Here is a 26,555-nt window from a genome sequence, read left to right on the forward strand (position 1 = left end):
TCGCCTTCTCTGACAGAACAGGGCTAAAATAGGGTTAACAAACGCGTGATGTTTTTTTGCGCGGGAAAATTATTTTACACGGCGTTAGATTTCGATTCAGTCACCGGTCAGATTTTCGGTTTAAGGTTACGAATAATTTGCAAATTGGCGTTAAGGACAAATTACGCATAAGATGACTGTCAGCAATTTGAATACCGAGGGCCTGATCACATGAAAAATTCCAAGATAGCGCGTCATATCTTAATGGCATCTGCGGTTTTCGGATTCGGCACGCCCGCATTGGCCGATGTAAAAGACGGTGTCGATGCCTGGGGACGCGGCGACTATAAAGCCGCTGTTGCCGAATGGCGCGGCCCTGCCAGTGCCGGCGATGCCGATGCGCAGTTTAATATGGGTCAGGCCTACAAGCTTGGGCGTGGTGTGCCCATGGATCTTACCCAAGCCGAACAGTTTTATAAGCGCGCGGCCGACCAGGGTCATTTGCAGGCCAGTGACAATTATGGCCTGATCCTTTTCCAGAACCAGCGGCGGAAAGAGGCCCTGCCCTATCTGCAGGCCTCCGCCAACCGCGGCGAACCGCGTGCGCAATATGTATTGGGTACCGGGCACTTCAATGGCGATTTTGTCGAAAAAGACTGGATCAGGGCTTATGCCTTGATGACTCGCGCTTCTGCCGCCGGATTGCCACAGGCGACTTCCAATATGGCACAGATGGACAAATATATTCCCCTCGACAAGCGCCGCCGGGCCATCGAACTGGCCAGCCAGATGGAAGAGAATGAAAAACGGGTCCGGACTGCACAGGTCGGTGGTTTGAGAGCAACGCCGTCCAGTGGCGCGATACAGACCGCACAATTACCCGCATCGAAAGCTGTTGCTCCGGTTCCGACTCCGGCGCCGAAACCTGTCGCTCCGCCATCAGTTGCAACGCCTCCGGCTCCAGCACCCGCTAAGGCACCGCCACTGGCTAAGCCTGCTCCGGCACCGGCCCCTGCCCCCGTTCGCACGGCAACAACCGGCAATTGGCGCGTTCAACTGGGTGCTTTTGGCGATCAGAACAAGGCCAAGGCACTATGGAACAATCTGGAGAAACGGGTTTCTGCCCTGAACAATTTGCAGCCCTATCTGGTTGCGGCCGGTTCGATCACACGGTTGCAAGCTGGGCCTTTTGCTACCAAGGCGCAAGCGAGCAAGGTTTGCGGAAGTGTCAAGGCATCCGGCAACGATTGCATCGTAAAGTCACGATAATGGGGCTCAGTAGAGCGACCTAGTCGTTCACCCAATGTTTAGAGCCGATGCCCTGCATGTATAGCAGGGCTCTAAGGTCGTTATGTTTGATCGCTGCATCAGCGGCTTGCGCCGCTTTTGGTTTGGCATGATAGGCCACACCCATTCCGGCCAACGCGATCATCGGAATATCATTGGCACCGTCCCCCACGGCCATGCATTGATCGAGAGACAGTCCTGCGGATTTTGCGCTCTGCTTTAGCAATTCCGCTTTTCTTTGCGCATCGACAATTGCACCGGTCAGCTTTCCGGTCAAAATCCCGTCCGCTTCAGCCAATATGTTCGCTTCTACGACAGAAAATCCGAGTTTGCGGGCCACCGGATCGGCAAATCGGGTGAAGCCGCCGGAAACCAATATGGTCTTCGTTCCACGCGCGGCCATGGTCTTTACGAGCGTCTCGGCCCCCGGCATGGTTTCGACTTTTTCAGCAAGACATCGGTCAATCGCCGAAATGTCCAGCCCGGCGAGCAGAGCCACCCTGCCCCGCAACGCCTCTTCAAAATCCAGCTCGCCGAGCATAGCGCGTTCGGTAATCTCTGCGATCTGGTCCTTGATTCCCGCATAGCCGGCGAGTTCATCTATGCACTCGACAGTGATCATCGTACTGTCCATATCGGATATCAGCAGTTTTTTCTCCCGGTTTTCGGATGGCTGAACGACAAGGTCCGTTGCTTCTCCGTCAATTGGCAAGGCATCCCGCAGATTTGCGAGGTCGCCTTCGAGGAAGATATCAGCCGCTTTGCCGTCAATAACATCACCAATCCGGGAAATCTTCCCGCCCGCTTCCGTCAACCGGTCTGCGGCAGAACTTAACTCTCCCTTTTGTAGCTGATCTGCTGCTATTAGCGTGGCGATGAGCATATATTCTCCGAAAGACAAGAAAGACGTGGCACTGATCGTTGGCCCTACGGCCAGCGGCAAGTCCGCATTGGCATTGGAGCTGGCCAAAAAGCAACCCTCTGTGATCATCAATGCTGACAGTGCTCAGGTTTATGCCGATCTACAGGTTCTGAGCGCCCGGCCTGACGAACAGGAAATGCAGGGCGTAGATCACCGGCTTTACGGCTATATAGATGGTGCCGAGACCTGTTCTGCTGCGCGCTGGGCCAATGATGCCAAGAGTGAAATAGCGGCGGCTCATGCCAAAGACATATTACCGATACTGGTTGGCGGAACAGGCCTCTACGTCCGCACATTGCTCGACGGGATCGCACCGATACCCGAAATCGCCCCTGCTATCCGCGCGAAGGTGCGGCAAATGGACATCGCTGACGCCTTTGCAGCGTTGCAAGACGCAGATCCGGTGTCTGCACAGCGTTTGAATGCCAGAGATTCGAGTCGGGTCATGCGCGCGTTGGAAGTTATTCTGTCGTCGGGAAAGACCATGGGGCACTGGCACGCTCAAATGGCCGGCGGGATAGCTGGCGAGATCAATCTGCACCCTCTGCTTCTGCTACCGCCCCGTGAATGGTTGTACGAACGATGTGATCACCGGTTCCAAATCATGTTGGACAATGGTGTGGAAGAGGAAGTTACGGCGCTTCTGAAGAAAGACTTGCCATCAGGCTGCCCGGTCATGCGCGCCATTGGTGTACCGGAGATCAGCGCCTGGCTCCATGGTGAAGTCAATCTGGAAGAAGCACAGACCCGGGCCATGGCCGCCACGCGGCAATATGCCAAGCGCCAGTACACATGGTTCCGTAATCAATGCCCGGGCGATTGGCCTCGCCATGAAGGGATCATAAATAATGATAATATCGAGGATATTATTATATTATTACAATAATTGAGCTTGACATAATATATATAAATATGTAGCGCCGCCCGGTTCGAGCGGATGTTGTGCGGAATCTTGCAGATTGCCTTGCAGTGCAGCATCGCCTATCAAACGCCCGCCTGTTGCGGGCTTAACAATGATTATGGAGCTTAAAGTGGCCGAAAAAAGCGGTGCGGAAATATTGGTTCAAACCCTGCTCGATCTGGGTGTCGACACCGTATTTGGCTATCCCGGCGGCGCTGTGCTGCCGATTTATGATGCGCTCTATGACCATCCCAAAATCAAGCACATATTGGTCCGCCATGAACAGGCGGCGACCCATGCAGCAGAGGGTTATGCCCGTTCAACCGGCAAACCCGGTGTTGTTCTGGTCACATCCGGTCCCGGCGCAACCAATGCGGTTACGGGGATTACCGATGCTTTGATGGATTCTATTCCGATGGTTGTCATCACCGGTCAGGTTGCGACAAATCTCATCGGTTCCGATGCTTTTCAGGAAGCCGATACGGTTGGCATTACCCGGCACTGCACAAAACATAATTATCTGGTAAAGCAGCCATCTGACCTCGCTGGCGTTCTGACAGAAGCTTTTCATATCGCCACGCAAGGCCGTCCAGGCCCGGTTGTGGTTGATATTCCCAAAAATGTTCAGGTCGCCGAAGCCGAATTCCGCTCACATAACGGAAAGATAAATCCCCGTTATCAGCCGCAAATTGATGGTGATTTCAAAGCCATAAACGAGGCTGCTGAGATGATCATGAAAGCCAAGGCGCCGATACTATATACCGGCGGTGGCATTATCAATAGCGGCCCGAAGGCGAGCGAAACACTTTGCCAGTTGGCGGAATTAACGGGCGCTCCGGTGACGTCGACTCTTATGGGGCTTGGCGCTTTTCCGGCCTCTTCTGAACAATGGCTCGGGATGTTGGGCATGCACGGCACGTTTGAAGCCAATATGGCGATGAACCGCGCTGACTTGGTGGTTTGCCTCGGCGCGCGTTTTGATGACCGTATTACAGGCCGGATTGATGCATTCTCGCCCAATAGCAAGAAAATCCATGTCGATATTGACCGATCCTCCGTAAACAAGACAATCCGCGTCGATTTGCCGGTTATCGGTGATGTCGGACGGGTTATGGAGCAACTGCTCGCTGTCCTGAAAGGGCGCAAATTCAGCGCTCCCGACTATGAGGAATGGTGGGCGCGGATTAAAGGATGGCGTGCAACCAATTGCCTAGCTTATCCTGAAAGCAAAACCGAAATCATGCCGCAAGAGGCTATACGCAAGCTGTGGGAAGCCACGCATGAGCGCAGCCCGGTCATCACCACCGAAGTCGGCCAGCACCAAATGTGGGCGGCGCAGCATTTTGATTTTGAGAAACCCAATAAATGGCTGACGAGCGGCGGTCTTGGCACCATGGGTTACGGTCTGCCTGCCGCCATCGGCGCGCAATTGGGTGATCCTGATGCTCTGGTTATTGATATTGCTGGTGAGGCATCGATCCAGATGAATATTCAGGAACTGGGTACAGCGAGTCAATATCGCCTGCCGGTCAAGATTTTCATCCTCAATAACGAATATATGGGCATGGTTCGCCAATGGCAGGAACTGACCTATGAGAGCCGTTATTCAAATAGTTATTCCGATAGTCTCCCGGACTTTATCAAGTTAGCCGAGAGCTATGGCTGGACTGGCATATTGATCGAAGACCCTGCAGACCTGGAAGCGGGTATCCGGAAAATGATTGAAACCGATGGTCCCGTACTGGTCGATTGCCGCGTTGCAAAACTGGCCAATTGCTTTCCGATGATCCCATCAGGCGCCGCCCATACGGACATGTTGCTGACGCCAGAGGACGTCAAAGGCACGATGGACGATAACGCAAAGGCACTTGTTTAATGCATATTAAGGAAGAAAAAGCCGAACGCCATGTCCTGGCCGTTCTGGTTGACAATGAAGCGGGTATTTTGGCGCGCATCGCCGGGATGTTTACCGCACGCGGCTATAATATCGAAAGCCTGACCGTCGCCGATATCAGCGCCGATCACGCGATCAGCCGGATAACCATTGCCACAAACGGTCCGCCGCATGTGATTGAGCAGATTATTGCCCAACTCGACCGGTTGGTGCCGGTGCACAGTGTCCGCGACCTGACCGAAGCCGGCCCGCATGTGCAACGTGAGCTGGCTCTGGTAAAGGTCTCTGGAAAAGGCGAAAACCGGATCGAAGCGATGCGGCTTGCCGATGTTTATCGCGCGCGGGTTGTAGATGCGACGACCGAGAGTTTTGTATTCGAAATTACCGGTGCACCCGACAAGATCCAGACATTTGTCGGCCTGATGCGGGAAGTTGGATTGGTTGAAGTCGGACGCACCGGTGTAGTTGCCATCGGCCGCGGACCGGATGCAGCATGAATAACCTAGTACTAGCTCTAAATATCTGAATATAAGGAAGAATAATGAAAGTCTATTATGACGCAGATGCCGATCTTGGCCTGATCAAAGACAAGAAAATCGCGATTGTCGGCTATGGTAGTCAAGGCCATGCCCACGCCCAAAACCTGCGCGACAGCGGCGTCAAAGAGGTAGCTATTGCGCTGCGTGAAGGCTCGGCGACGGCCAAGAAAGCCGAGAGCGCTGATTTCAAAGTGCTCAGCAACGCCGATGCCGCCGCTTGGGCCGATATTGTGATGATCCTCGCACCCGATGAGCACCAGGCCGCTATCTATGCTGCAGATTATCATGAGAATATGAAACCGGGCGCTGCCCTTGCCTTTGCCCATGGTCTCAATGTGCATTTCGGCTTGATCGAACCGCGCGACGACCTCGACGTCATCATGATCGCACCGAAAGGTCCCGGCCATACGGTACGCAGTGAATATCAGCGCGGCGGCGGTGTCCCCTGCCTGGTAGCCATCCATGCCGACAAGAGCGGCAACGCCCATGACGTCGCCCTCGCCTACGCCTCCGGTGTCGGCGGCGGACGCTCCGGCATTATCGAAACCAATTTCCGCGAAGAATGCGAAACCGATCTGTTCGGTGAACAGGCCGTACTTTGCGGCGGCATCACTCATTTGATCCAGGCGGGCTTCGAGACACTGACCGAAGCTGGCTATGCCCCGGAAATGGCCTATTTCGAATGTCTGCACGAGACCAAGCTGATCGTCGACCTGCTCTATGAAGGCGGCATTGCCAACATGCGCTACTCCATTTCCAACACAGCCGAATATGGCGATATCACAACCGGTCCGCGGATCATCACCGATGAGACAAAAGCCGAAATGAAGCGGGTATTGGCCGACATTCAATCGGGCCGTTTCGTCAAGGATTTCGTCCTCGACAACCGTGCCGGTCAGCCGGAGCTGAAGGCTGCACGGAAGCAAGCCGAAGCACATCCGATCGAAAAAACCGGTGCCGAGCTTCGCGCCATGATGCCATGGATTGGTGCCAACCAGCTGGTGGATAAAGAAAAGAACTAAACCATAGCCTTTAAGGGCCGCGCCGTTCTGGCTTGCCTAAAGCTAGGCAGCGCGGTCCCGGGCTTCGGCAAAGCTCATCAGTTCATTTGCCACGTCACGGTCGCAGTCACTTACCAGTTCCTTGACGGCGGATAGCAGACTGGCATCACCATCCACATATCTCGAAGCCATTTCCCATTTGGGAAACTGGCGCCGCCCGATATAGCCATTTTTTAGCTGGATTATCGCGGAATGACGTCTGTCAGCGGATATCCGAGCAAAAGTCTCTTCGACCTGCTCTGCTTCACCTTCCAGATATTGGAGAAATCGCCGTTTATCCTGGATTAAAAGACCGGTTATGCCGTTCCTGACATTATTCCGGCGCCCGACACGAAGAATATCTGTCATTTCTGACCGGGTGATATCCGGTTTTGGTGTGCTGATATAGACAAGTCTGTACATTCTGCACCTTGCAAACGCGTCGAGAGATGCAAGGTTATCTGATTCCGGTTAATTTTTGCCTATACGTCAAACAAAAAGGGCGGCAGAATCACGTTCCACCGCCCCTTCTCGTTATTTGGACCGCACTTAAGCGTCGTCGTAACGTGCATCCGCTGGAATTTTCGGGAATTCCTGGTCCGCTTTTTCGATAAAGCCGGGAATATCCTTGTTCCAGGTATCCTGAACTTTCTGATTGAAGTTCAGATATAGCTTACCGTCGACAACAGCATAGAGTTTCGGATCACCCGATGCGAGCTTGCCGCGTGAGGCCGCCCAAGCGCAGTGGCCACCATATTGGGGAGCAAACTTTGCAGGTTCGGCTTGGAATTTCGCCGCATTTTCGGCTGAAGCAAAGTGATATTCAACGCCATTATATCTGACGCGATGTTCCTTGCTTCCTTCAACAGGCACGCCGTCGCCTTCAAAATAGCTGACCGTGTCATAACCGCTTACAGCCACATTTTCAGATCCGGCAGGACCGGTGAAAACAGGTAATTCCATATCATCGGAAACTTCTATAATTGCGGCATCGACCGTTTCAGCTGTTTCCGTTGTTTCTGCTGTTTCAGACGAAGGGGCGGAGCAAGCGATTGGCAACGTGGCCATCATGATCGCTGCTAAAAATGTCTTGTTCATTTGTTAAATCCTTTGGGTAATCTGTTTGAGGGGGCACTGGTGTCTTAACATAAGCTAACCCCCTCAAACCACTATTCTTTATTGAGGTGCACAGGCCGCTGCGCAGGCACCGCAAGCGGCGGGTTGAGCAGCGCAGACTGCGGCATCAGCGGCACATCCTGCGGCGCAGGCAGCAGCAGCGCAGTCCGCAGCAGCACAAGCACCGCATGCAGCGGCTGCACAAGCTCCACCAGATGCAGCACATGCTGCTGCACACGCACCGCAGGCTGGTTGAGCTACTGGAGCAGCTGCCGTGCAGGTAGCAAGCGCTGCAGAAGGTGTGGCCAGGGACAAGCCGCCCATGACAGCGAGCATGGCGGAAACTTTGCGTTGGTTGTTCATGGTATTTTCCTTTGATGTAAGTGTTTACGTTAAATGGTTGCGTGACGAATGGGGGCCCCGATTAGCCGCCGAATTTGGCGTCATCCGGGAATGTTGGCCATTTGATATCAGCTTTGCTGATGAAGCCGGCGATATCTCCAAGCCAGGTTGTCTGAACCTGCTTGTTGAAGTTCAGGTATAGTTTGCCATCAGTAACTTTGTAGATGAGTGGATCACCGGGAGCCAGTGAACCGCGAGACAAAGCCCATGCGCAGTGCCCGCCATATTGCGGAGCAAATTTTGCGGGATTTTCTTTAAATTTTGCAGCATTCGATGCGTTGCTGAAGTGATAGTCTACACCCTTATACTTAACCCGATGGGCCTTGCTGCCTTTAACGGGTTTACCGCTGCCGGTGAAATAGGATGTAACGTCATATCCACTCACAGCGATGTTTCCGCCTTCCACACCGGTAAAGGTCGGACCGGCAATTGCCGCATCTATCGGCAATGCAAAAGTGGCGGTGGTCGCGGCGAGCGCGAGTGCGATTGGCATAATCAGTGTTTTCATTTTCGGTTCCTTGATAAGGTTTAAGTTCTTGTGATTGGAGGTAAAAATAATTTCGTTGAGCTGTCATGCTCGTTGATGGTTTCGCAGGGCTGAGCAAAAAGGTTTCACTTCCGGCAAAATAAATTCACCGGCATGGTTGATTTTTGCACCGCAACAGATATGAGTATCGGCATGAGATGTGCCTCAAACCTAGAGCTACACCGACTTATGCGCCCTTAGGCGTAGCTGTGCTGCTGCCCGATGCGGCAGCCCCGCCTAAGGGATTATTTTTCCAGAAAATTGAAATTAATTGGCAATTTCCGCCTTGCGCGAAATCGCTTGCAGCATAAGAGTATCGACCATGCATCCTATTCCATCTCAAAAATACCGCCCCTTTGGCCAGATTGATTTGCCGGACCGGCAATGGCCTTCCCGCACCATTGACAAAGCACCGCGCTGGCTCTCCACCGATCTGCGAGACGGCAATCAGGCACTTATTGATCCGATGGATGCGCAAAAGAAACAGCGTTTCTTTGATCTGCTCGTCAAAATCGGAATCAAGGAAATTGAGGTCGGCTTTCCATCCGCTGGCGCCACTGACTTTGATTTCATCAGCGGCTTGGTCAAGTCTGGCAGTATCCCAGATGATGTCATAGTGCAGGTTCTGACCCAGTCCCGCCGCGATTTGATCGAAACCAGCTTCGCCAGCCTGGAAGGAGCCAAGCAGGCCATTGTCCATCTTTATAATGCGGTCTCACCAGCATGGCGTGATGTTGTATTCAAGTTAGGCAAAGACGGCGTGAAGGATATTGCCAAGGAAGGCGCAACCATCCTGCGTGAACAGGCCGAAAAATATCCTGATACCGACTGGCATTTCGAATATTCGCCGGAAACCTTCTCGACCGCCGAAATTGAATTCAGCCTGGAAGTCTGTGAAACGGTCATGGAAATTATCGAGCCAACAGCAGAAAAACCGCTGATCCTTAACCTGCCAGCGACAGTTGAGGCTTCAACGCCGAATATCTACGCAGATCAGGTGGAATGGATGTGCAAGCATATCAGCAAGCGCGATCATGTAGTCATCAGTCTGCACACACATAACGACCGTGGCTCGGGCATTGCGGCATCGGAACTTGGCCTGATGGCGGGTGCTGACCGTGTCGAAGGCTGTTTGTTTGGAAATGGTGAGCGTACCGGCAATGTTGATCTGGTGACGCTGGGCCTCAATATGTACACGCAAGGCGTTGACCCCGAACTTGATTTTTCCAACATGGATGAAATCGTCAATACGGTTGAATATTGCAACCAGCTACCGGTTCCGGAACGCCATCCCTATGCCGGTGAACTGGTCTTCACCGCTTTTTCCGGTTCCCATCAGGACGCGATCAAAAAGGGTTTTGCAGCACAGGAACTGCGCAATGACGAGCTGTGGAACGTACCTTATCTGCCGATCGACCCGCGCGACATCGGCCGTGACTATGAAGCTGTGATCCGCGTCAACAGCCAGTCCGGCAAAGGCGGTATCGCGTGGATATTGGAGCAGGATTATGGTCTGAAACTGCCCAAGCGTCTGCAAGCCAATTTCAGCCGCACGGTGCAAGAACTTGCCGACGAGACAAGCCGGGAACTGTCTGCCGAGGATATCTGGGGTGCATTCCAGAAACGCTATCATCTCGATGGCGGCGGCCAATACAGCCTGATCGACTATCAGGAAAGCCAGACCGGCGGCGAACGCATATTTGTCGGAAAGATCAAAGGCCCCGATGGTGAAACGTCCGTCAGTGGTCGCGGCAATGGTCTGATATCGAGTGTGGTCGATGCCCTCGCCTCTTCGCTTGGCATCACACTGGAGATCATGGACTATCAGGAACATGCGCTGGGTTCAGGCAAAGATGCGCAGGCGGCCGCCTATGTCGAATGCAAGACCGGGGACGGCCGTGAATTCTATGGTGTCGGTATCAATAGCGACGTTGCCAGAGCCTCGGTAGAAGCGTTGCTAAGCGCGGTAAACCGGATTTAGCACCCATATTAAGCAATCGGTTAAAATAACAGTGGAATCCGCTGCCGCTTGCGGTATGGCGGGTTTCTAAGCTTTTCTGTTTAGCCTTTTTAATTGGGGACCTTATGACTTTACCTGCCATATTCGACAATCTTCGCCTGCCACTTATCGGTTCACCTTTGTTTATCGTATCGGGACCGGAACTGGTCATTGCGCAGTGTAAAGCCGGAATAGTCGGGTCCTTCCCTGCCCTCAACGCACGGCCGCAAAGCCTGCTCGACGAGTGGATGCACCAGATTACCGAAGAGCTTGCCGCATGGAACCGGGACAATCCCGACAAACCGGCGGCGCCCTTTGCCGTGAACCAGATTGTCCACAAGTCCAATGATCGACTCGATCAGGACATGGCGACCTGTGAAAAATGGAAGGTGCCGCTGATTATCACCTCTTTGGGTGCCATTGAGGACCTCAATACTGCCGTTCACAATTGGGGCGGTATCACCATGCATGACATTATCAACGACCGCTTTGCTCACAAGGCGATCGAAAAGGGCGCTGACGGCCTGATCCCGGTGGCGGCCGGCGCTGGCGGCCATGCGGGGGTTATCTCTCCCTTCGCGCTTATGCAGGAAATCCGTCAGTGGTTTGATGGCCCGGTGGCTTTGTCCGGTTCTATTGGTTGCGGCGCATCCATTCTGGGCGCTCAGGCTATGGGCGCAGACCTTGGCTATATGGGCTCCGCCTTTATCGCGACCAGGGAAGCCAATGCCGACCAAGGCTATAAAGACGGCATTGTTGAAGGCCGTGCCAAGGATATCGTCTATTCTGACCTGTTTACGGGCGTCAGCGGCAATTATCTGCGTGGTTCAATCGAAAATGCCGGTCTCGATCCCGATGACCTTCCGCAAGGCGACTATAAGACCATGAACTTCGGTTCTGGCGGCAATACCGAGAAAAAGGCGTGGAAAGATATCTGGGGCAGCGGTCAGGGCATCGGCGCCATTGATGAAGTCCGTTCGGTTCAGGATATGGTAGATCGCCTAATCACCGAATATCAGGAAGCGCGCGATAGCTTGAAAACCCGGTTTAACTACTAGGTCGTCTGAATAGGGAAGCTTATCGAAAAATCGGCAAACCGGCTTTGCTTTTCAGTTGGGTTTTTGCAAAATATCAACCGGCACGCGGCCCAACGTAATATGTTTGGGGCCTCGCCCAACCTCGATGCGTGCAATCTCGTCCTGATCGGACCGCGATACAAATGAAACATCATCGCTTCTCGTATTGGCAAGCAGGCAAAGCTCTCCGCTTTCTGAGAAGACAGACCAGCTTGGTGCATCACCGACATTAATTGTCGCACTGAGCGTGAGTTTTTCGGCGTTAACAAATGCGGCATAGTCGGACGCACGCCCGGCGACGCATAATGTTTGTTCATCAGCAGACAGGGACAGCCCATGATGCGGTGCCTCAAAATCCCAATCATCGTCTGTGACTCCCGCCTTGATGGGCAAATCTATCCGGCCTTTCTGCGTATCCCCATCCAGATCGCGTGCAACAATGGCATGCGTATTGGATAGCTGAGCATATAGCATGCGGCGACTCTCGGATATCTGGAACGGACGAATCCCTGCATCGAAGCTATATTCCTTCAACACCTGCAACGACTGCGCATCCACTACGGTTATGCGATAGGCATCGCCATTGGCGTTACGTTCAGACAACTCTGCCTCCATATCGCCAAGGCTGGCAGCATATACCTTGCTTCCATCATCACTGACATGGACATCATGCGGCCAATCGCCTGTCTTGAATTGCCCCAGTTTATCGCCTGTGCGCGTATCAAGTATCTCGACAATATCCCCGCCGCGAATAACCGCTGACACAAACAACCGTTTGCCGTCGGGTGAAATGTCCATATGATCTGCGCGTATTCCGGCGATCGGCGTCCGCCAGAGAATTTCGTGGGTCTTAAGGTCGAACGCGGCAACATCCGCTAGAAAGCCGCGCGAGACAAACAATACGCGCCCATTTCGCGACAGATCGCTGTCTTGGGCATAATTCAACCCACCCTTGCCTTCCGCGATATCTTGAGCAAATGATTGGACTGGGTCACGAAAAAATCCGGTATTTTTGCCGTCGGGAGTAATGTCTATCGTGTCTATTACCTGCCTTTTCTGAACGTCGATCAGGCTAATTGTTCCGCCAACGGCATTGGCCACAAAAGCGATTTCCCGGCTTTCCCCCTGCTGTTTTGCGGACGAGTTCAGCGGCCCTGTCCCAAAACTGCTTTCCTGCCACATACGCAGCCCGGTAAACGAGAGAGCGGCCAGTATGATGATCGCTAGATAAGGCTTTGTTCTCATGACCGGCCCCTGTTACATAGCTTGTTCTTGAAAAGTTGCCCTGAACATAACCCAAAAATCTGCACTTTTGTGGCTAATCGCAAATCCTGGTGCGATCTGAAAGAAATCCGGTGCTCATTTCCTGTCCAATCGGGCCTTGGCCTTTACAAAGGTACCGCCGCCAAAATCACTGGATGGTACAAGATTTTCACCATCTATCCTCATCAGAACCGTCCCGATGGGGTCATAACGCGCGCCTGCTTTGGGCGGATCAAATATCAGCATTACCTGTTCATCCTGAAGACTCCAGCTACCACCGGACAAAATGTCTAGCCCACCGACGATCAAATACCATTGAAAGCTGCCATCCTCTGACAATTGAAGGCCCGAAGCGGTTTCCATCACGCCGCGCAGGTGATAGCGTCCCAACAGTTTTTGTGACGCCTCGATATCTTGCTTGTCAGGGGCGGTTTGCGCTTTCCCATGTTCTACTTCTTCGGTCTTTTCGGAAGATTGCGGAACAGAGACAGCCAGCATCGACGCCATAAAGCCACTAATCACAAGATTTGCCATAAGCGTACTACATCTCGCCCCGTTCGCGGCGGATGGCGAACCATTTTTCGACATTGGCATTATGCTCGGCCAGTGTTTTGGCAAAAACATGCCCGCCTTTGCCGTCCGCGACAAAGAAGAGATAATCGCTGTCTGCCGGGTCAAGCACCGCCTCGATGGAAGCGCGTCCGGGATTGGCAATCGGCCCCTTGGGCAGGCCAACCATCGAATAGGTATTATAGTCGTTCACCGCCGCGATTTCCGACTGACGAATGCGCCGTCCCAGCGGCTTTCCCTTGGTAATCGGATAGATGATCGTCGGGTCGGCCTGGAGCATCATGTTGCGGTTGATCCGGTTGCTATAGACCGCCGCAACCGTCCGCCGTTCGCGGGCCAGAGCTGTTTCCTTCTCGACAATTGTCGCAAGGATGACGGCTTCTTCAGGTGTCTTGACCACACTGGCCGCGGTCTTTTTGGGCCATAGTTCAGCTATCGTATCCTTCATAGCCTTTTGCATGCGCGCGACGACCGCCGCACGGCTCTCACCGCGTTCAAAGCTATAACTGTCTGGCAAGAGTGAACCTTCTTCGGGAACGGGGATGTCACCGGTCAAAAGTTTTTCCGCCATCAGTTTTTCATGCACGATAATTGAGGGTGTACCTTCCGGTATCGTGATCAGCCGTTGCACTGTTTTCCCGCCTTGCAGAATGCCCAATATCGTCGCATTACTTGCGCCTGCCGGAATAACAAACTCACCCGCCTTGATCGGTTCTGATCCGCCGAAAATCTTCGCGCGATTCAGAAAAGCATCGGCGGACTTGATGACGCCATCTTCCTCAAGCGCCCTGGCCGCCATGCCGAGGCTGGAACCTGACTGAACAATAAATGTCCGTTCCTGCTCCAGCGGTCCGGAGGCGGTCCAGCCATAGATGAAATTGCCTGCCACAAGGCCGATAATGACCGTGGCGATAACAAGGACGAGGCAGCCGAAGCGCCGCATGGTGGCGCTATACCGCTTTCATAATGACGCTGGCATTGGTTCCGCCAAAGCCGAAGCTGTTGCTGAGAACCGCTTTCACTTCCCGTTTTCTGGCCACATGCGGCACCAGATCCACGCCTTCGCAGCTGTCTTCCGGATCATCCAAATTCAACGTCGGTGGTACAGTTTGGTCACGCAGCGCCAGTATAGAGAATATCGCCTCCACCGCACCAGCACCGCCCAGCAAATGGCCGATGGCCGACTTGGTCGAGCTCATCGACATGGTCGCGATATCATCGCCGAACAGGCGGCGTACGGCGGCCAGTTCCAGCACATCCGCCATGGTCGAGGTGCCATGCGCATTGACATAATCAATATCCGCCGTGGTCAGGCCAGAGCGCTTGAGCGCCATTTCCATTGAGCGATAGGCACCGACACCATCGGGATGCGGCGCGGTTACGTGATGAGCATCACCAGAGAGGCCATAGCCTACCACTTCGGCATAGATATTCGCGCCGCGTGCCTTGGCTCGTTCATATTCTTCCAGAACGACAACACCGGCCCCCTCACCCATCACAAAGCCGTCGCGGTCTTTATCATAGGGCCGCGACGCAGCGGTCGGGTCATCATTACGTTTGGTGGACAATGCTTTCGCTTGCGCAAAACCGGCAATACCAATCGGGCAAATCGTTGCTTCGGCACCACCAGCCAGCATGATGTCCGCATCATCCAGAGCAATCATCCGCGCTGCATCACCAATGCTGTGTGCGCCAGTGGAACACGCCGTCACAACCGCGTGATTGGGACCCATAAGGCCATATTTAATCGAAACCTGACCGGAAATCAGGTTAATCAGCCGTCCGTGAACAAAGTGAGGGCTAACCCGTCCAGGTCCACGCTCGTTGAGAACCAGTGATTCTTTCTCGATACCAGGAAGACCGCCAATGCCGGAGCCGATGGAACAACCGGTGCGCAGCTTCTCTTCATCACTCAGCTCGGTAAGACCCGCATCTTCCAATGCCTGTCCCGCTGCATCAATGCCATAAACAATGAAAGGATCAACCTGACGCTGGACCTTGTGGTCGACACGCAAATTGGGATCAAAACCATATTCATGATCTGCCGGTTTGACTTCACAGGCGATATGACATTTCTGGTTGGAAGCATCAAAGCGTGTGATCTTTCCTGCACCGGATTTCGAAGCAATTATATTGCCCCAGCTTGTTTCGACATCTCCTCCAAGAGGCGTTACCAAACCCAGTCCGGTCACTACAACACGACGCATTTTATGCTCCTTATTTCAGGCTTGCTTAAGCCCCAATTCAAAAGCGGCCACCGGTTCAGGAAATGCATCCCAGGCCGGTGAGCCGCTTTGTAATTATTTAGCGATCATTGGCCCCGGAATAGCAGCCCGGATATCAGGCTGCATTCCAAAATCAATTAACCCTTATTGTTATCGATGAAATCAATCGCATCTTTGACCGTTGCGATTTTTTCAGCCGCATCGTCAGGAATTTCAACGCTGAATTCTTCTTCAAAAGCCATCACAAGCTCAACAATGTCGAGGCTGTCAGCGCCCAGATCATCGATGAATGCCGCTTCTTCGGTCACCTTGTCGGCTTCAACGCCGAGATGCTCAACAACAATCTTTTTTACGCGGTCTGCAGTCTCACTCATGAGAGTTCCTTCTTCTTTGGTATTAATTTCCATTTTGTCCTAGTGGCATGGCGCGCCGCTTGCAAGAGGGCAAGCGCGGCTTTGTGAATGTATGCATAACATTACACGCTATTGTCGCAGTTCACCGTTCCGAAAATCTTCCTCGATACCAAATAGAGCGCCGCGCCATTCCCAATAATTATAGGCTAGTTCACGCAATTCCTTGTCTTCCGGGTAGCCTGCTGCGGTCAAATCTTTATCCATTTTGCCGGATAGAAAAACATCTTCCAGCATATAGCGCCCGGTTGGTTTCACATTATCGCGATAATATTGGTCGAGAAATGGCTTGAAATCGCCCAAATTCTGAATTTTTTCGATCAAACCTTCTTGCAACAACCATCCGTCCATCAAGGAAATCCGAAACGCGCTGCGCGTCTGGACATCGGTCCAGCCATACTCTGCCTGACAGTTGTCGGTTAGTTTGTTTGCTGATTGAAAGGCGTCAACTTCCTCCCCTTTGCGCGCCATCGCAAAATAAGCCTGCGCCTGATCGGCCGAGACTTTCTTGCTCACACAATCGAGATTTTCAATGGTAAGCAATCCCTCCGTCGGCAGGGATGGCCCGGGGTTTGTGGCCATTGCCAGCAGCAATAAAGTGGAGAGCATCTGAAACGCCCGTTAGCTGATCATCGCCATGCCGCCGTTGACATGCAGCGTCTGACCAGTGACATAAGAAGCCTCGTTGCTCGCCAGATAGGTCACCGCCGCACCGATATCTTCGCCCGCACCCATTTTTCCCGCCGGAATTTTGCGGTTTATCTCTTCTTTCTGGGTGTCTGTCAGAGCTTCCGTCATCGGCGTGGCAATGAAACCGGGAGCGACACAGTTTACGGTTATCCCGCGCGACGCCAATTCCTGGGCCAGCGCCTTGGACATGCCAACCAGTCCGGCCTTGGACGCGACATAGTTGACCTGCCCAGGATTGCCAGTGGCACCAACAACCGATGTAATCGAGATTATCCGTCCATGGCGCGCCTTCATCATCGGCCGCGCCGCAGCACGGGCCAGACGGAAAGCCGATTCCAGATTGACATTCAGTACGTCTGACCAATCATCATCCGACATGCGCATGACCAGCCCGTCACGGGTGATCCCGGCATTGTTGACCAATATGTCGAGTTTACCAAGCTTTTCAATCACCTGGGGGACAAGCTCATTCACTTCCTCGGCATCGGACAGGTTACACGGGATCACAACATGTCCCTCCCCTTCCAATTCCGGAATCAGATCCATCAATGTCAATTTGCGCGTGCCGGACAAGGCAATCGTCGCGCCACGGGCTGCCAGAGATTTGGCAATCGCGGACCCAATTCCGCCCGAAGCGCCAGTTACCAGCGCAGTCATTCCTGTGAGATCAAACATTTTTGTTCCTGTCTTTAATATAGGCAGCGCTTTTAGACCGAAGCCAGAAAAGCTTCAATATCATCCATTGAAATCAGGCTGGTTGTCTCAACTTCCTTGTTGATCCGTTTCACCATGCCGCCAAGCACCTTGCCGCCAAATTCGACAAACTGCTCTACACCTGCTTCGGAAAGATTCAGAACAGACTCCCGCCAGCGGACCGTTCCGGTGACCTGCTGAACTAGCAACTGGCGGATTTCATCCGTATCGCTCGCCGCATCAGCAGTGACATTGGCAAAAACCGGAACAGCGGGCGGTAATATACTGGCTTCGGCCAACGCTCCTTCCATAGCTTCCGCTGCGGGTTGCATCAGTGAACAATGGAAAGGTGCCGATACCGGCAGCAATACACCGCGTTTAATTTCATGCTCTTTTACCAATGATATGGCGCGCTCAATGGCTCCCATATGACCGGAAATGACCACCTGTGTCGGATCATTGTCGTTTGCCACGGTACACACATCACCTTGCGCAGCGGCCTTTGCCAAACCAGCGGCTTTCTTGATATCTGCACCCAGCAGGGCGGCCATTCCGCCCTCACCTACCGGAACCGCTTTTTGCATGGACTGGCCGCGCAGTTTCAATAACTCTGCTGTTGTTGTCAGGTTCAAAGCGCCCGCGGCACAAAGCGCCGTATATTCGCCCAGACTATGACCAGCAACATAGGAGCATAGGTCAGCAAGCGATTTGCCGCCCTCTTTTTCAATGACCCGCAGAGTCGCGATCGCATTGGCCATAATAGCTGGCTGTGCATTTTCCGTCAGGGTCAATTCATCTTCCGGCCCTTCACACATCAGTTGGAACAAATTTTGCTCCAGTGCATGATCGACTTCCTGAAAAACTTCGTGCGCCGTGTTGCTCGCTTCCGCAAGGGCCTTGCCCATGCCGACGGCCTGGCTGCCCTGCCCTGGAAAAATAAACGCCCTCATACTGACCCCTCATGGATTTGTTCTGCTGTAGCCGCAGGTAAGAGGGAATGACCTCGCATGCAAGTATCACGACGTAAATCGCCGGAACTATTCTGCCATTATAGCGATTGCCAATTTTTAATTGACCAATTAAGCTTTCAATATGGAAAATAAGCTTTCCGAAGAAAAACTGACTGTTTTTTGCACTAGGGCATTGGGTTCCAACGGTTCAGTTTCCGCGCTCAAACGGCTTTCAGGCGGCGCCAGCATGGAAAGCTGGGCCTTTGCTTATGGAGGGGAGGACTTTGTCCTGCGCCGCTTGCCCGCCGGCATTTCACCGGACGATGAAGGCTTGCGGGGTATATCGCTGGCAACTCAGGCCGATGTGATTGATCTTGCGGTGCAATCGGGCGTCACCGCACCAACCGTTCGGGGACGCCTGTCGCCGGAAGACGATCTCGGCGAAGGCTTTGTGATGGACAAGGCGGATGGTGAGACCCTGCCCCACAAGATTCTCGGCAATCCGGAATTTGCAGAGGCCGAAAGCAAATTGACCGACCAGTGCGCGGCAGAGCTCTGGAATATCCACAATATCGATCCCGGAATACTGGCCGACCGTCTGGAATATTATTCGCCGCTGGAACTCATCACTTTGCAGAAAGATAAATATGACGAGATTGGCGGCGCAATCCCGATCTATGAATATGCTTTCCACTGGCTGAAACAAAACGCTCCAGATAGTACGGATAGCCCGACCAAAAAGCTCGTACATGGCGATTTTCGTATGGGTAATCTAATGATTGCGCCGTCCGGACTGTCCGCCGTTCTGGACTGGGAATTGGCGCGATTGGGTGATCCGGTTCAGGATTTGGCCTATCTCTGCACGCCCAGTTGGCGCTTCGGTCATTATGAGAAAGTCGCAGGCGGTTTTGACAGTGCAGACTCCTTTCTTGACGCTTATGCACGGCACAGCGGCGAAACCGTTGATCCGGCCCGGTTCCGTTTCTGGTTGATCTATTCCACTGTCTGGTGGGGCGTTGCCTGTCTGGTGATGGGAGAAATTTGGCGCAGTCACGGGGATCGCTCATTAGAGCGCACTGTGATTGGCCGCCGTGTTTCAGAAGTCGAGATTGATCTGTCCTTGCTGTTTGAAGAGGTCCTGCCTGAAAACATCTGTACTCCGCTCGATTGGAAAATCCCCGAAGCGCAGGATACCAAAGGCGAAACCAGCTATGATGAACTGCTCACGGCTCTGGGCGAATGGAACATGGAAACGGTTCAACCCGACCTCAAAGGCCATGACCGGTTTCAATCCAGAGTGGCCGGTAACGCCCTGGGCATTGCGCAGCGGCAGGCGCGCTTTGGTCCTGCATTCAAGGCCGCTTCAGATGAACGGTTGAAAGCTATTGGATTTGATCATGGACAGCTTTGTGCCGCACTATCAGAAGGAAGCATAGAAGCAGATCATCCGGGTCTGTGGGACCATCTCAGGCTATCCGCGCTGGAACGCCTGTCGATCGATCAACCCAAATATGCCGGTCTTGCCGTCGCCCTCAACAAATGGAAGCCATGATATGAGTTTTGAAATTCCGCAGGACATCGAAGATTATCTCACCGTTCTCGACGATTTTATCGAAGCTGAAATCAAGCCGATTGAGCAGCGCGATGACAATATCCGCTTTTTTGACCATCGCCGGGAGGACAGCCGGACCGACTGGGACAATCACGGCCTGCCGAGCAAGGAATGGGAAGAGCTGCTCGATGAAATGCGCCGCACTGCCGATGCTGCCGGGCATTTTCGCTATGCCTTGCCCAAGGAATTTGGCGGACAGGACGGTTCCAATCTGGGTATGGCCCGGATCCGTGAACATCTGGCGCATAAAGGGCTGGGTCTGCATAATGATCTTCAAAATGAAAATTCCATCGTCGGTAATCTCGTGCAGCCGCTGATGGTTCGGGATTTCGGCACTGAGAAGCAGAAACAGGAATGTATTCCCGCGATGCTGAAAGGCGAAATGAAATGGTGCTTTGGGCTAACCGAGGAAGATCACGGCTCTGACGCCACATGGATGGATACCACGGCGGTTCCCGAACAGCGCGATGGTGTCGATGGCTGGCTGATCAACGGCAACAAGATGTGGACCACCGGCCTGCATGTCGCGACCCATGTGATGACCTTTGCCCGCCACCGCGGCAAGGATGGCGATGCGCAGGGTATTGGCTGTTTCCTGGTCCCCACCGATGCTGAAGGCTTTGAAGTTGGCGAGTATATGTGGACATTCAACATGCCCACGGATCACCCCAAGTGCAGCTTCACCAATGTGTGGATACCGGCGGACCAGATATTGGGCGATCTCGACATGGGCCTCGCCGCCGCGCAGCATTTCGTCCACGAAAACCGCATCCGGCAGGCCGCCTCGTCACTGGGCGCCGCGCAATATTGCATAGATGAAGCAGTCAAATATGCCGGGGAGCGCAAACCGTTCGGTAAGCCGCTTTCCGTCAATCAGGCGATTCAGTTTCCGCTGGTGGAGCTTCACACTGAAGCTGCCATGTTGCGCCAGTTAATCTATAAAACCGCCGCCCAGATGGACGGCATGGCCAAGGTTGACGTGGCGAAATATCTCTCCGCGCAGGTGTCCATGTGTAACTACCGCGCCAATCGCCTGTGCTGCGACGCCGCCGACCGTGCTATGCAGGTCCATGGCGGCATGGGCTATTCCCGCCACAAACCGTTCGAACATATCTACCGCCACCACCGCCGCTATCGGATTACCGAAGGATCGGAAGAAATCCAGATGCGCAAAATCGGTGGGCATATGTTTAAGTTTATTAAGTGAGGTTGGGTCGAGGCTTTACGCGCAAAAGGCAGACATTGGAATTCAACTAATCTACTGACCAAAGAAGATTTTTGGGCAACCGATGTTGCTGTTCGATAGATCGGTTACTCTAAGGCGGTTTATCCGTGCCCGTGTTGGAGTCTGGATATTTTATACCAATCAACATGCGAAAACTATCTATGACGGCATCAATGTCCTGCGATGATGTTCGATGAACCAATACCGCTCCTATGCCGTTTGTTGTCAACGCCATTAGCAGGTCCCCCATGATGGTAACGTCAGTTTCATCTGGTAGGTCCCCGCATTGTAAGGCATCCGCAATAATCGATTGGAAAATACTGCTATAATTTTGCCTCAGTTGCAGAATTGGAGCAAATTTCTCCGGCTCCCTGGCGATTTTCAGCTGCGTAGTACTGGTTAGAAGCTGATTCTGGGTCCCACGCTTGTAGATAGTCTTAGTTGCCTCAAGTACATTATTCAAGCGGTCCTTCCAGCTACCATAAACAAGCGATGCTTCCGTTAGAATTTTCGTATTCTGTTCGATGTAAAGTGACACGGCATCCAGGAACAACGCGTCTTTGGAATCGTAATAATTGTAGATCGCGGCTCCTGTTAAACCAGCTTCTTCGGCAATCATCGTCATGCTGACTTCCGCAAAGTCCCGCTCCCCAAATTGCTTCGTTGCAGCTTGCAACAATCGTTTCTTGGTGTTTTGCGCGAAGCTACCGTGTGGGCGGCCGGGTTTCTTCTTGGTTTGAATCTCAATGTTCAAAGTCGATCGATCCTTTTGGATTGGCGGGTTTTTCCGACCTTCTATCGCGGACGATACCATATAGGGGAGCTATATGCCCGTTCTTGGGTCATTTTTGGGATATTTGATGGTAACGCAACACTATATTTCTCAGCATCATAAGTGGTCCAGCGCTTTGTCGGAACTTCAATAACACGCACATAATAAAATGCGTGATGTTCTTTTCGGAAATCTGGATCACGCCAATAAGCCAACACCTCGGCCTCACCAGATACGTTTTCGGTCGTAGCGATGTCGTAGATATTTTCGTTAAGTCGACCTTCACTGTCCCGCCATGCCTTGATGATTTGTACGCGCTCAAGGCTTGCACCATCGGGATCTTTCATCGCACTGACAATGAAGCGAGGCGTTTCGTTACCGGAGACGGGTGACAGTACGCCTCCCATTGGTACACCTTTGTCGTAACCCTTTTTAACGAAATCGCCGATTTCCAGGTCATTTTTGGAAAATTCCCAACCGGCAAAAATACGCAACTTAATGCGCGGACCAGTTGTCGCATATACCTCCCGGCGTTGAATAGCAGCGAACAACTCTTCACGGGTATTTGTCTGCGCCCAAACACCAGTGTAACCTGATGCAGTGAGTTTGGAATTCGACCAGAGCGCGCCTCCCATCTTGCTGGTGATCCGCGACTCAGATTGCTCAGAATCCTTGAATTTGCCCCAAAAATTATTATCATCAGCAGTGGCTAGGCCAGTGTGACTATCTGTTGATCCCATCAGTCCAAATTCATACGGATTTACCCCTAAATCTGCGGCATATTTAAGACCTTTCTTTAAACCGCTACGAGCATATTCGCCTTTCAACATCTGTTTTTTTAGAGCGGGGTCCTGAGGCTTGGGGGTTTGCGATATATCACCTTCATCCCAGGTTTCGAAATCTGCATACTCATCGTCAGGTGACAAAAGCGGATGTGCCTCGCCGTCACCCTTAACCTGCGTCACTTCATAGACTGGTTCCCAACGCGAACGGGTTTTTGCATATTCTTGGGTAAGAGGCGTGCCATCAAGCCTTTGATCATCGAACATGATTCCGCCTGACAAGTTCCCATTATGCGCTATCGCCAGAACCGATCCACCGGTCTTCGTTTCATATTGCTCCAGAAACTTCCAGAGATCCTCCGGGTCATCACTGTCCAAGGCAGAAAATGGAATTATAGTTTTGGTTTTGTCCGGACCATCTTTGAACACGACTACGCGATGCAAGTTGCGACCTCCTGGCATTGAAGTCCATTCATACCCGGCAAAAGCAGTGAACTTCCCCGGTTGATTGTAGCGCTCCGCAATATCAACAACATTGCTCCATATTGTTTGGTTGAATTTCCTGTCGGGAACTTCCTGCGGCGCTGCACCGGTTACCATGGCAACATACTCGGTCATGATCGGCCCCATCCCCTCATCGCCGTCGAGATATCCTTTCCAGCGCTTGCCCAGATCCGATCCCAGAACGGTTCTGTCCTCTTGCTGTAACGCACTCAGGAACCCGAGATATTCGGCGTGATCCGCAACCATCAAAAAATCGAGAGGCCGTGTTAGCTTTGCCTTTTGGCCGGTCGATGTCTCGACCTCTTCACCCCTCGCAAAACGATATGCTGTTTCCGGGCCAAGATTCTGGTTTCCAAAGCTGTTGCTATCGAAAGACAGATTGGAATGAACATGCAGATCTCCCCAGAAAACTTGGTCGGGATATTCCGAGGCCGCGAGAAGTTCACTCTCCGCTTCAGGACTATCGTTCACTGAAGACGTATTTTGGCAAGCGAACAGCGGCATACTGAACATCGCAGCGTATAAATATCGTGCGGCGCGTTGGCCCAATGGCAATATTCCGTTTCTGTTTTTCAAGATGCTCCCCTGCCGATCCACTACTGTCAGTTTTGATTGTGGAGAATGATCCACTCATTTTTTATATGAATGATCAATTAATTAATGGAAATGGCCAAAATAAATAGGCTGTTCAAAGGGAGGAGAGTTGTCGTGAGCAACAACAGTCAGGTTTTAAAGCGGAGCTTAGCGGCTGGGACAATATTGAGTTTGATGGCGGGCATCAGCACGCCGGCCTTTGCCCAGCAAAGTGAAAGCGCTGAAGAAGATAACATCATCGTTGTGACCGGTCGTTTGCGCGGTGATTCCGAGTCTGTGCAGGACGTACCGCTGGCAGTGACGGTGGTCAGTCCCGAACAGCTGGGTGCGCAAGGCGCGTTGAATATCGAAGATCTTGAAACATTGTCGCCCAGTCTGGTGATTGATCCTGTGGGCGCTGGTCCCGGTGCTGGCGCTATTTCACTTCGCGGGGTCAGTTTTGAAGATGTCGAGAAGAGTTTTGAGCCCACTGTTGGCGTCGTGATTGACGGCGTTTTTATCGGCACCAATACTGCTCAGCTCACCAACGCTTTTGATTTTGCACAAATTGAAGTTTTGCGGGGCCCGCAGGGAACACTCTTTGGCCGAAACACAATCGGCGGCGTGATTAATGTTGAACGGACACGACCAACCAAAGAGTTCGGTTTGCGTGCTGAGGCCAGTTTCGGCAACTATGGCCGCGAGGACTATAACGCTGTCTTCAATTTCGGGGATGGTGATGTATTCGGCGCAAAGTTGTTTTTCTCTGACCGTACCTTCGATGGCTTTTACAACAACGTGACGCTGGGGCAACGGACCGGCTCGAACAGTGTACGCGGTGCCGGCGGTACGATACTGATAGAACCAAGCGATGCTCTTGAAATACTGCTAACCGCCGAGGTCACAAAAATCGGCGGTGACCCCGCGGTTGCTTCGCTATCTCAAACCGGTGAAGCCATATGCGGAGTTCCTGTTCCCGCGCTGGCTGAGCAGTGTAATCGCAATACGCGCGAAGACCTGTACACGGTTTTCGGCAACGTGCTCGGCGATGTCCAGTTTAAAGAGGACTCCTATTCCGCACGGATAAATTATGACATAGGCGACCTCACCCTATCTTCGATAACTGCGCTGAAAGAGTCTGACGAACTCGTAATCCAGGATTTTGATGGTGCATCCATCTCGTTCTTCACCACTAACCGGGCGCAGCAATATCGACAGTTCAGCCAGGAATTGCGTTTGGCAGGCGAGTTTGCACAGGGCTTCAGCGGCGTTGTCGGATTGTTCTATTTCAACAATGAATATCAACTGCAACAGGGCACGACGCTGCCAACCGGGTTTACGCTGCCGGCTGAAACCGATCATGAGACGAAGTCATATGCTGCATTCGCAGATTTTGATATTGAGTTGACTGACCAACTCCGTGTCAGTCTCGGCGCGCGCTATTCGAAGGACGAAAAAGAATATACGCGTTCGATTTTTGCCGGACCTGGTCCGCTACTCGCGTTGTCCAACGAAGATGACTGGAGCCAGTTCACACCCCGTGTCAGTGTGGACTATCGGTTCAGCGACGATATCCTCGTTTACGGTTCATATGCGCGAGGCTATCGATCAGGCGGATTTAACGGCCGCGCCAACAGCCCGTCGTCAGTGGCTGTGTCCTTTGATCCCGAGACCGTTGACTCCTTCGAACTCGGAGCCAAAACCCAGTTCGCAGACGGTCGTGTAACTTTGAACATAGCGGGCTTTTACAGTAGGTATAATGACAAGCAGGAGGATGTGGTGCAAGCGACTCCTCCAGGCTCTCCAAATCCACAAGAAACAGTCACTCTAAATGCCGCCAATGCGACCATTTTCGGGGCCGAGATCGATATGCGAGCAGAGCTTTTCGAAGGTTTCACTATTACCAGTTCTCTTGGCCTCCTTGACGCCAGCTACGATGATTTCTTCATCGATGTAAACCTGGACGGCATTCAGGATGCTGGCGAAGATGCGTCTTCCCGTGACTTGCGCAGAACGCCGGATGTCTCATTTTCAATCGCGGGAAATTATGAAGTCGCTCTTGGCAGTGACGGTACGATTAATCTCAACGCGAAATATAGTACGACCAGTTCCTACCAGACCACCATTGTCGCCGCTCCGGGCAATTTCGGACAGAACGACCCCCGCGGGCTGCATCAAGCGCAGGACGATCTGTCAGCATCGATCACATATACCCATATCCTGGGCGATGACACTGAAATATATGTCCGGGCCTTCGGACGTAATCTGACGGACAGCCGCGGACTGAGCTCTGCGCTACCAGTGGCCGGTCTGTTCACGTTCGGAACCGGAATTGCACCGCGGCAATATGGCGTGACTGTTGGGTTTGAATTCTAAAAAACGTTCCTGTTGTTACTTCGCCTCCCAAAGGCACAATACTTAGGGCCCTGTTTCGGCAGGGCTCCTTTTTGTTCGCTTGGGCTGTATCTGATCGAGTAGGAATCTCGACTGAGAGCGCGCCGAGCGCAGCCGTTTTATAAGCAAGCAGATAGCAATGCTTAAGAGGTATGAAATGTCTGAGTCTTGAAAAGAGCGGGATTGCTTTGTCTGGACATTAAGTGGATTG

General features: G+C 52.7%; 25 protein-coding genes. 10 read left to right on the forward strand and 15 right to left on the reverse strand.

The window, feature by feature from the left end:
* Positions 1-210 precede the first annotated feature (210 nt).
* On the forward strand, positions 211-1,248 hold the full coding sequence (locus tag DK507_RS14675) for an SPOR domain-containing protein (RefSeq protein ID WP_254054397.1): 1,038 nt from the start codon (positions 211-213) through the stop codon (positions 1,246-1,248).
* Positions 1,249-1,267: 19 nt separating this feature from the next.
* Here the strand turns inward: DK507_RS14675 and serB are convergent, their stop codons facing one another.
* Positions 1,268-2,149, reverse strand: a complete 882-nt coding sequence (gene serB / locus DK507_RS14680; protein WP_109357077.1) for a phosphoserine phosphatase SerB — start codon at positions 2,147-2,149, stop codon at positions 1,268-1,270.
* Here serB and miaA point away from each other — a divergent pair.
* The 4 genes from miaA to ilvC all read left to right on the forward strand — a co-directional run bounded on the left by miaA (position 2,142) and on the right by ilvC (position 6,544).
* Positions 2,142-3,074, forward strand: a complete 933-nt coding sequence (gene miaA / locus DK507_RS14685) for a tRNA (adenosine(37)-N6)-dimethylallyltransferase MiaA (protein WP_109357078.1) — start codon at positions 2,142-2,144, stop codon at positions 3,072-3,074. The two genes, serB and miaA, sit on opposite strands and share 8 nt — an antisense overlap.
* 145 nt (positions 3,075-3,219) lie before the next feature.
* Positions 3,220-4,965: an acetolactate synthase 3 large subunit gene (locus DK507_RS14690; RefSeq protein ID WP_109357703.1), complete on the forward strand. Its 1,746-nt coding sequence runs from the start codon at positions 3,220-3,222 to the stop codon at positions 4,963-4,965.
* Positions 4,965-5,480 carry an acetolactate synthase small subunit gene (gene ilvN / locus DK507_RS14695; protein ID WP_109357079.1) on the forward strand — a complete coding sequence of 172 codons (516 nt, stop codon included), beginning with the start codon at positions 4,965-4,967 and terminating at the stop codon, positions 5,478-5,480. The genes DK507_RS14690 and ilvN overlap by 1 nt, the downstream gene beginning before the upstream one ends.
* Positions 5,481-5,524: 44 nt before the next feature.
* A complete protein-coding gene (gene ilvC / locus DK507_RS14700) occupies positions 5,525-6,544 on the forward strand; it encodes a ketol-acid reductoisomerase (protein WP_109357080.1) in 1,020 nt (339 codons plus the stop codon).
* Between the two features lie 42 nt (positions 6,545-6,586).
* Here ilvC and DK507_RS14705 read toward each other — a convergent pair whose 3' ends face one another.
* The 4 genes from DK507_RS14705 to DK507_RS14720 form a co-directional block, all read right to left on the reverse strand.
* Positions 6,587-6,985, reverse strand: coding sequence for a BLUF domain-containing protein (locus DK507_RS14705; protein WP_109357081.1), 399 nt, complete (start codon positions 6,983-6,985; stop codon positions 6,587-6,589).
* Between the two features lie 126 nt (positions 6,986-7,111).
* A complete protein-coding gene (locus DK507_RS14710) occupies positions 7,112-7,660 on the reverse strand; it encodes a YHS domain-containing (seleno)protein (RefSeq protein WP_216822392.1) in 549 nt (182 codons plus the stop codon).
* A 78-nt stretch (positions 7,661-7,738) separates the two neighbouring features.
* Positions 7,739-8,041, reverse strand: coding sequence for a hypothetical protein (locus DK507_RS17875; protein WP_162559068.1), 303 nt, complete (start codon positions 8,039-8,041; stop codon positions 7,739-7,741).
* A gap of 61 nt (positions 8,042-8,102) precedes the next feature.
* Entirely contained in the window at positions 8,103-8,588 is a 486-nt protein-coding gene (locus DK507_RS14720; protein ID WP_109357083.1) for a YHS domain-containing (seleno)protein, read from the reverse strand.
* A gap of 340 nt (positions 8,589-8,928) precedes the next feature.
* Between DK507_RS14720 and leuA the strand changes: the two genes are divergently transcribed.
* Both leuA and DK507_RS14730 read left to right on the forward strand, forming a co-directional pair.
* Positions 8,929-10,587: a 2-isopropylmalate synthase gene (leuA, locus tag DK507_RS14725; RefSeq protein WP_109357084.1), complete on the forward strand. Its 1,659-nt coding sequence runs from the start codon at positions 8,929-8,931 to the stop codon at positions 10,585-10,587.
* Positions 10,588-10,691: 104 nt separating this feature from the next.
* Positions 10,692-11,663 carry a nitronate monooxygenase family protein gene (locus tag DK507_RS14730; RefSeq protein WP_109357085.1) on the forward strand — a complete coding sequence of 324 codons (972 nt, stop codon included), beginning with the start codon at positions 10,692-10,694 and terminating at the stop codon, positions 11,661-11,663.
* A gap of 51 nt (positions 11,664-11,714) precedes the next feature.
* Here the strand turns inward: DK507_RS14730 and DK507_RS14735 are convergent, their stop codons facing one another.
* The 8 genes from DK507_RS14735 to fabD all read right to left on the reverse strand — a co-directional run bounded on the left by DK507_RS14735 (position 11,715) and on the right by fabD (position 18,482).
* Complete coding sequence (locus DK507_RS14735; protein WP_109357086.1) at positions 11,715-12,926, reverse strand: YncE family protein; 1,212 nt, start codon at positions 12,924-12,926, stop codon at positions 11,715-11,717.
* Between the two features lie 114 nt (positions 12,927-13,040).
* A complete protein-coding gene (locus tag DK507_RS14740; protein ID WP_109357087.1) occupies positions 13,041-13,478 on the reverse strand; it encodes a hypothetical protein in 438 nt (145 codons plus the stop codon).
* Between the two features lie 7 nt (positions 13,479-13,485).
* Positions 13,486-14,457: an endolytic transglycosylase MltG gene (gene mltG / locus DK507_RS14745; protein WP_109357088.1), complete on the reverse strand. Its 972-nt coding sequence runs from the start codon at positions 14,455-14,457 to the stop codon at positions 13,486-13,488.
* Between the two features lie 7 nt (positions 14,458-14,464).
* Entirely contained in the window at positions 14,465-15,721 is a 1,257-nt protein-coding gene (gene fabF / locus DK507_RS14750) for a beta-ketoacyl-ACP synthase II (protein WP_109357089.1), read from the reverse strand.
* 155 nt (positions 15,722-15,876) lie between these two features.
* On the reverse strand, positions 15,877-16,113 hold the full coding sequence (locus DK507_RS14755; protein ID WP_074205387.1) for an acyl carrier protein: 237 nt from the start codon (positions 16,111-16,113) through the stop codon (positions 15,877-15,879).
* A gap of 108 nt (positions 16,114-16,221) precedes the next feature.
* The gene (locus DK507_RS14760; RefSeq protein ID WP_109357090.1) at positions 16,222-16,758 is read right to left on the reverse strand and encodes a hypothetical protein; all 537 of its coding nucleotides are present in this window, start codon (positions 16,756-16,758) and stop codon (positions 16,222-16,224) included.
* Positions 16,759-16,770: 12 nt separating this feature from the next.
* Positions 16,771-17,514, reverse strand: a complete 744-nt coding sequence (gene fabG / locus DK507_RS14765; protein WP_109357091.1) for a 3-oxoacyl-[acyl-carrier-protein] reductase — start codon at positions 17,512-17,514, stop codon at positions 16,771-16,773.
* 32 nt (positions 17,515-17,546) lie between these two features.
* Complete coding sequence (fabD, locus tag DK507_RS14770) at positions 17,547-18,482, reverse strand: ACP S-malonyltransferase (protein WP_109357092.1); 936 nt, start codon at positions 18,480-18,482, stop codon at positions 17,547-17,549.
* Positions 18,483-18,624: 142 nt separating this feature from the next.
* On the opposite strand from fabD, the gene DK507_RS14775 reads away from it, so the two are divergent.
* The gene (locus tag DK507_RS14775) at positions 18,625-20,034 is read left to right on the forward strand and encodes a phosphotransferase family protein (protein ID WP_109357093.1); all 1,410 of its coding nucleotides are present in this window, start codon (positions 18,625-18,627) and stop codon (positions 20,032-20,034) included.
* 1 nt (position 20,035) lies between these two features.
* The gene (locus tag DK507_RS14780; RefSeq protein ID WP_109357094.1) at positions 20,036-21,301 is read left to right on the forward strand and encodes an acyl-CoA dehydrogenase family protein; all 1,266 of its coding nucleotides are present in this window, start codon (positions 20,036-20,038) and stop codon (positions 21,299-21,301) included.
* A gap of 109 nt (positions 21,302-21,410) precedes the next feature.
* On the opposite strand, the gene DK507_RS14785 is transcribed toward DK507_RS14780, so the two are convergent.
* Both DK507_RS14785 and DK507_RS14790 read right to left on the reverse strand, forming a co-directional pair.
* Positions 21,411-22,073: a TetR/AcrR family transcriptional regulator gene (locus DK507_RS14785; protein ID WP_162559069.1), complete on the reverse strand. Its 663-nt coding sequence runs from the start codon at positions 22,071-22,073 to the stop codon at positions 21,411-21,413.
* A gap of 41 nt (positions 22,074-22,114) precedes the next feature.
* Positions 22,115-23,890 (reverse strand): DUF3604 domain-containing protein, encoded by a 1,776-nt coding sequence (locus DK507_RS14790; RefSeq protein WP_367889565.1) that lies wholly within the window; start codon positions 23,888-23,890, stop codon positions 22,115-22,117.
* A gap of 195 nt (positions 23,891-24,085) precedes the next feature.
* Here DK507_RS14790 and DK507_RS14795 point away from each other — a divergent pair, with 195 nt between their 5' ends.
* Positions 24,086-26,326 (forward strand): TonB-dependent receptor, encoded by a 2,241-nt coding sequence (locus DK507_RS14795; RefSeq protein ID WP_162559070.1) that lies wholly within the window; start codon positions 24,086-24,088, stop codon positions 26,324-26,326.
* Positions 26,327-26,555 lie beyond the last annotated feature (229 nt).

The organism is Sphingorhabdus sp. EL138 (assembly GCF_900258045.1).
Taxonomy (GTDB): domain Bacteria; phylum Pseudomonadota; class Alphaproteobacteria; order Sphingomonadales; family Sphingomonadaceae; genus Parasphingorhabdus.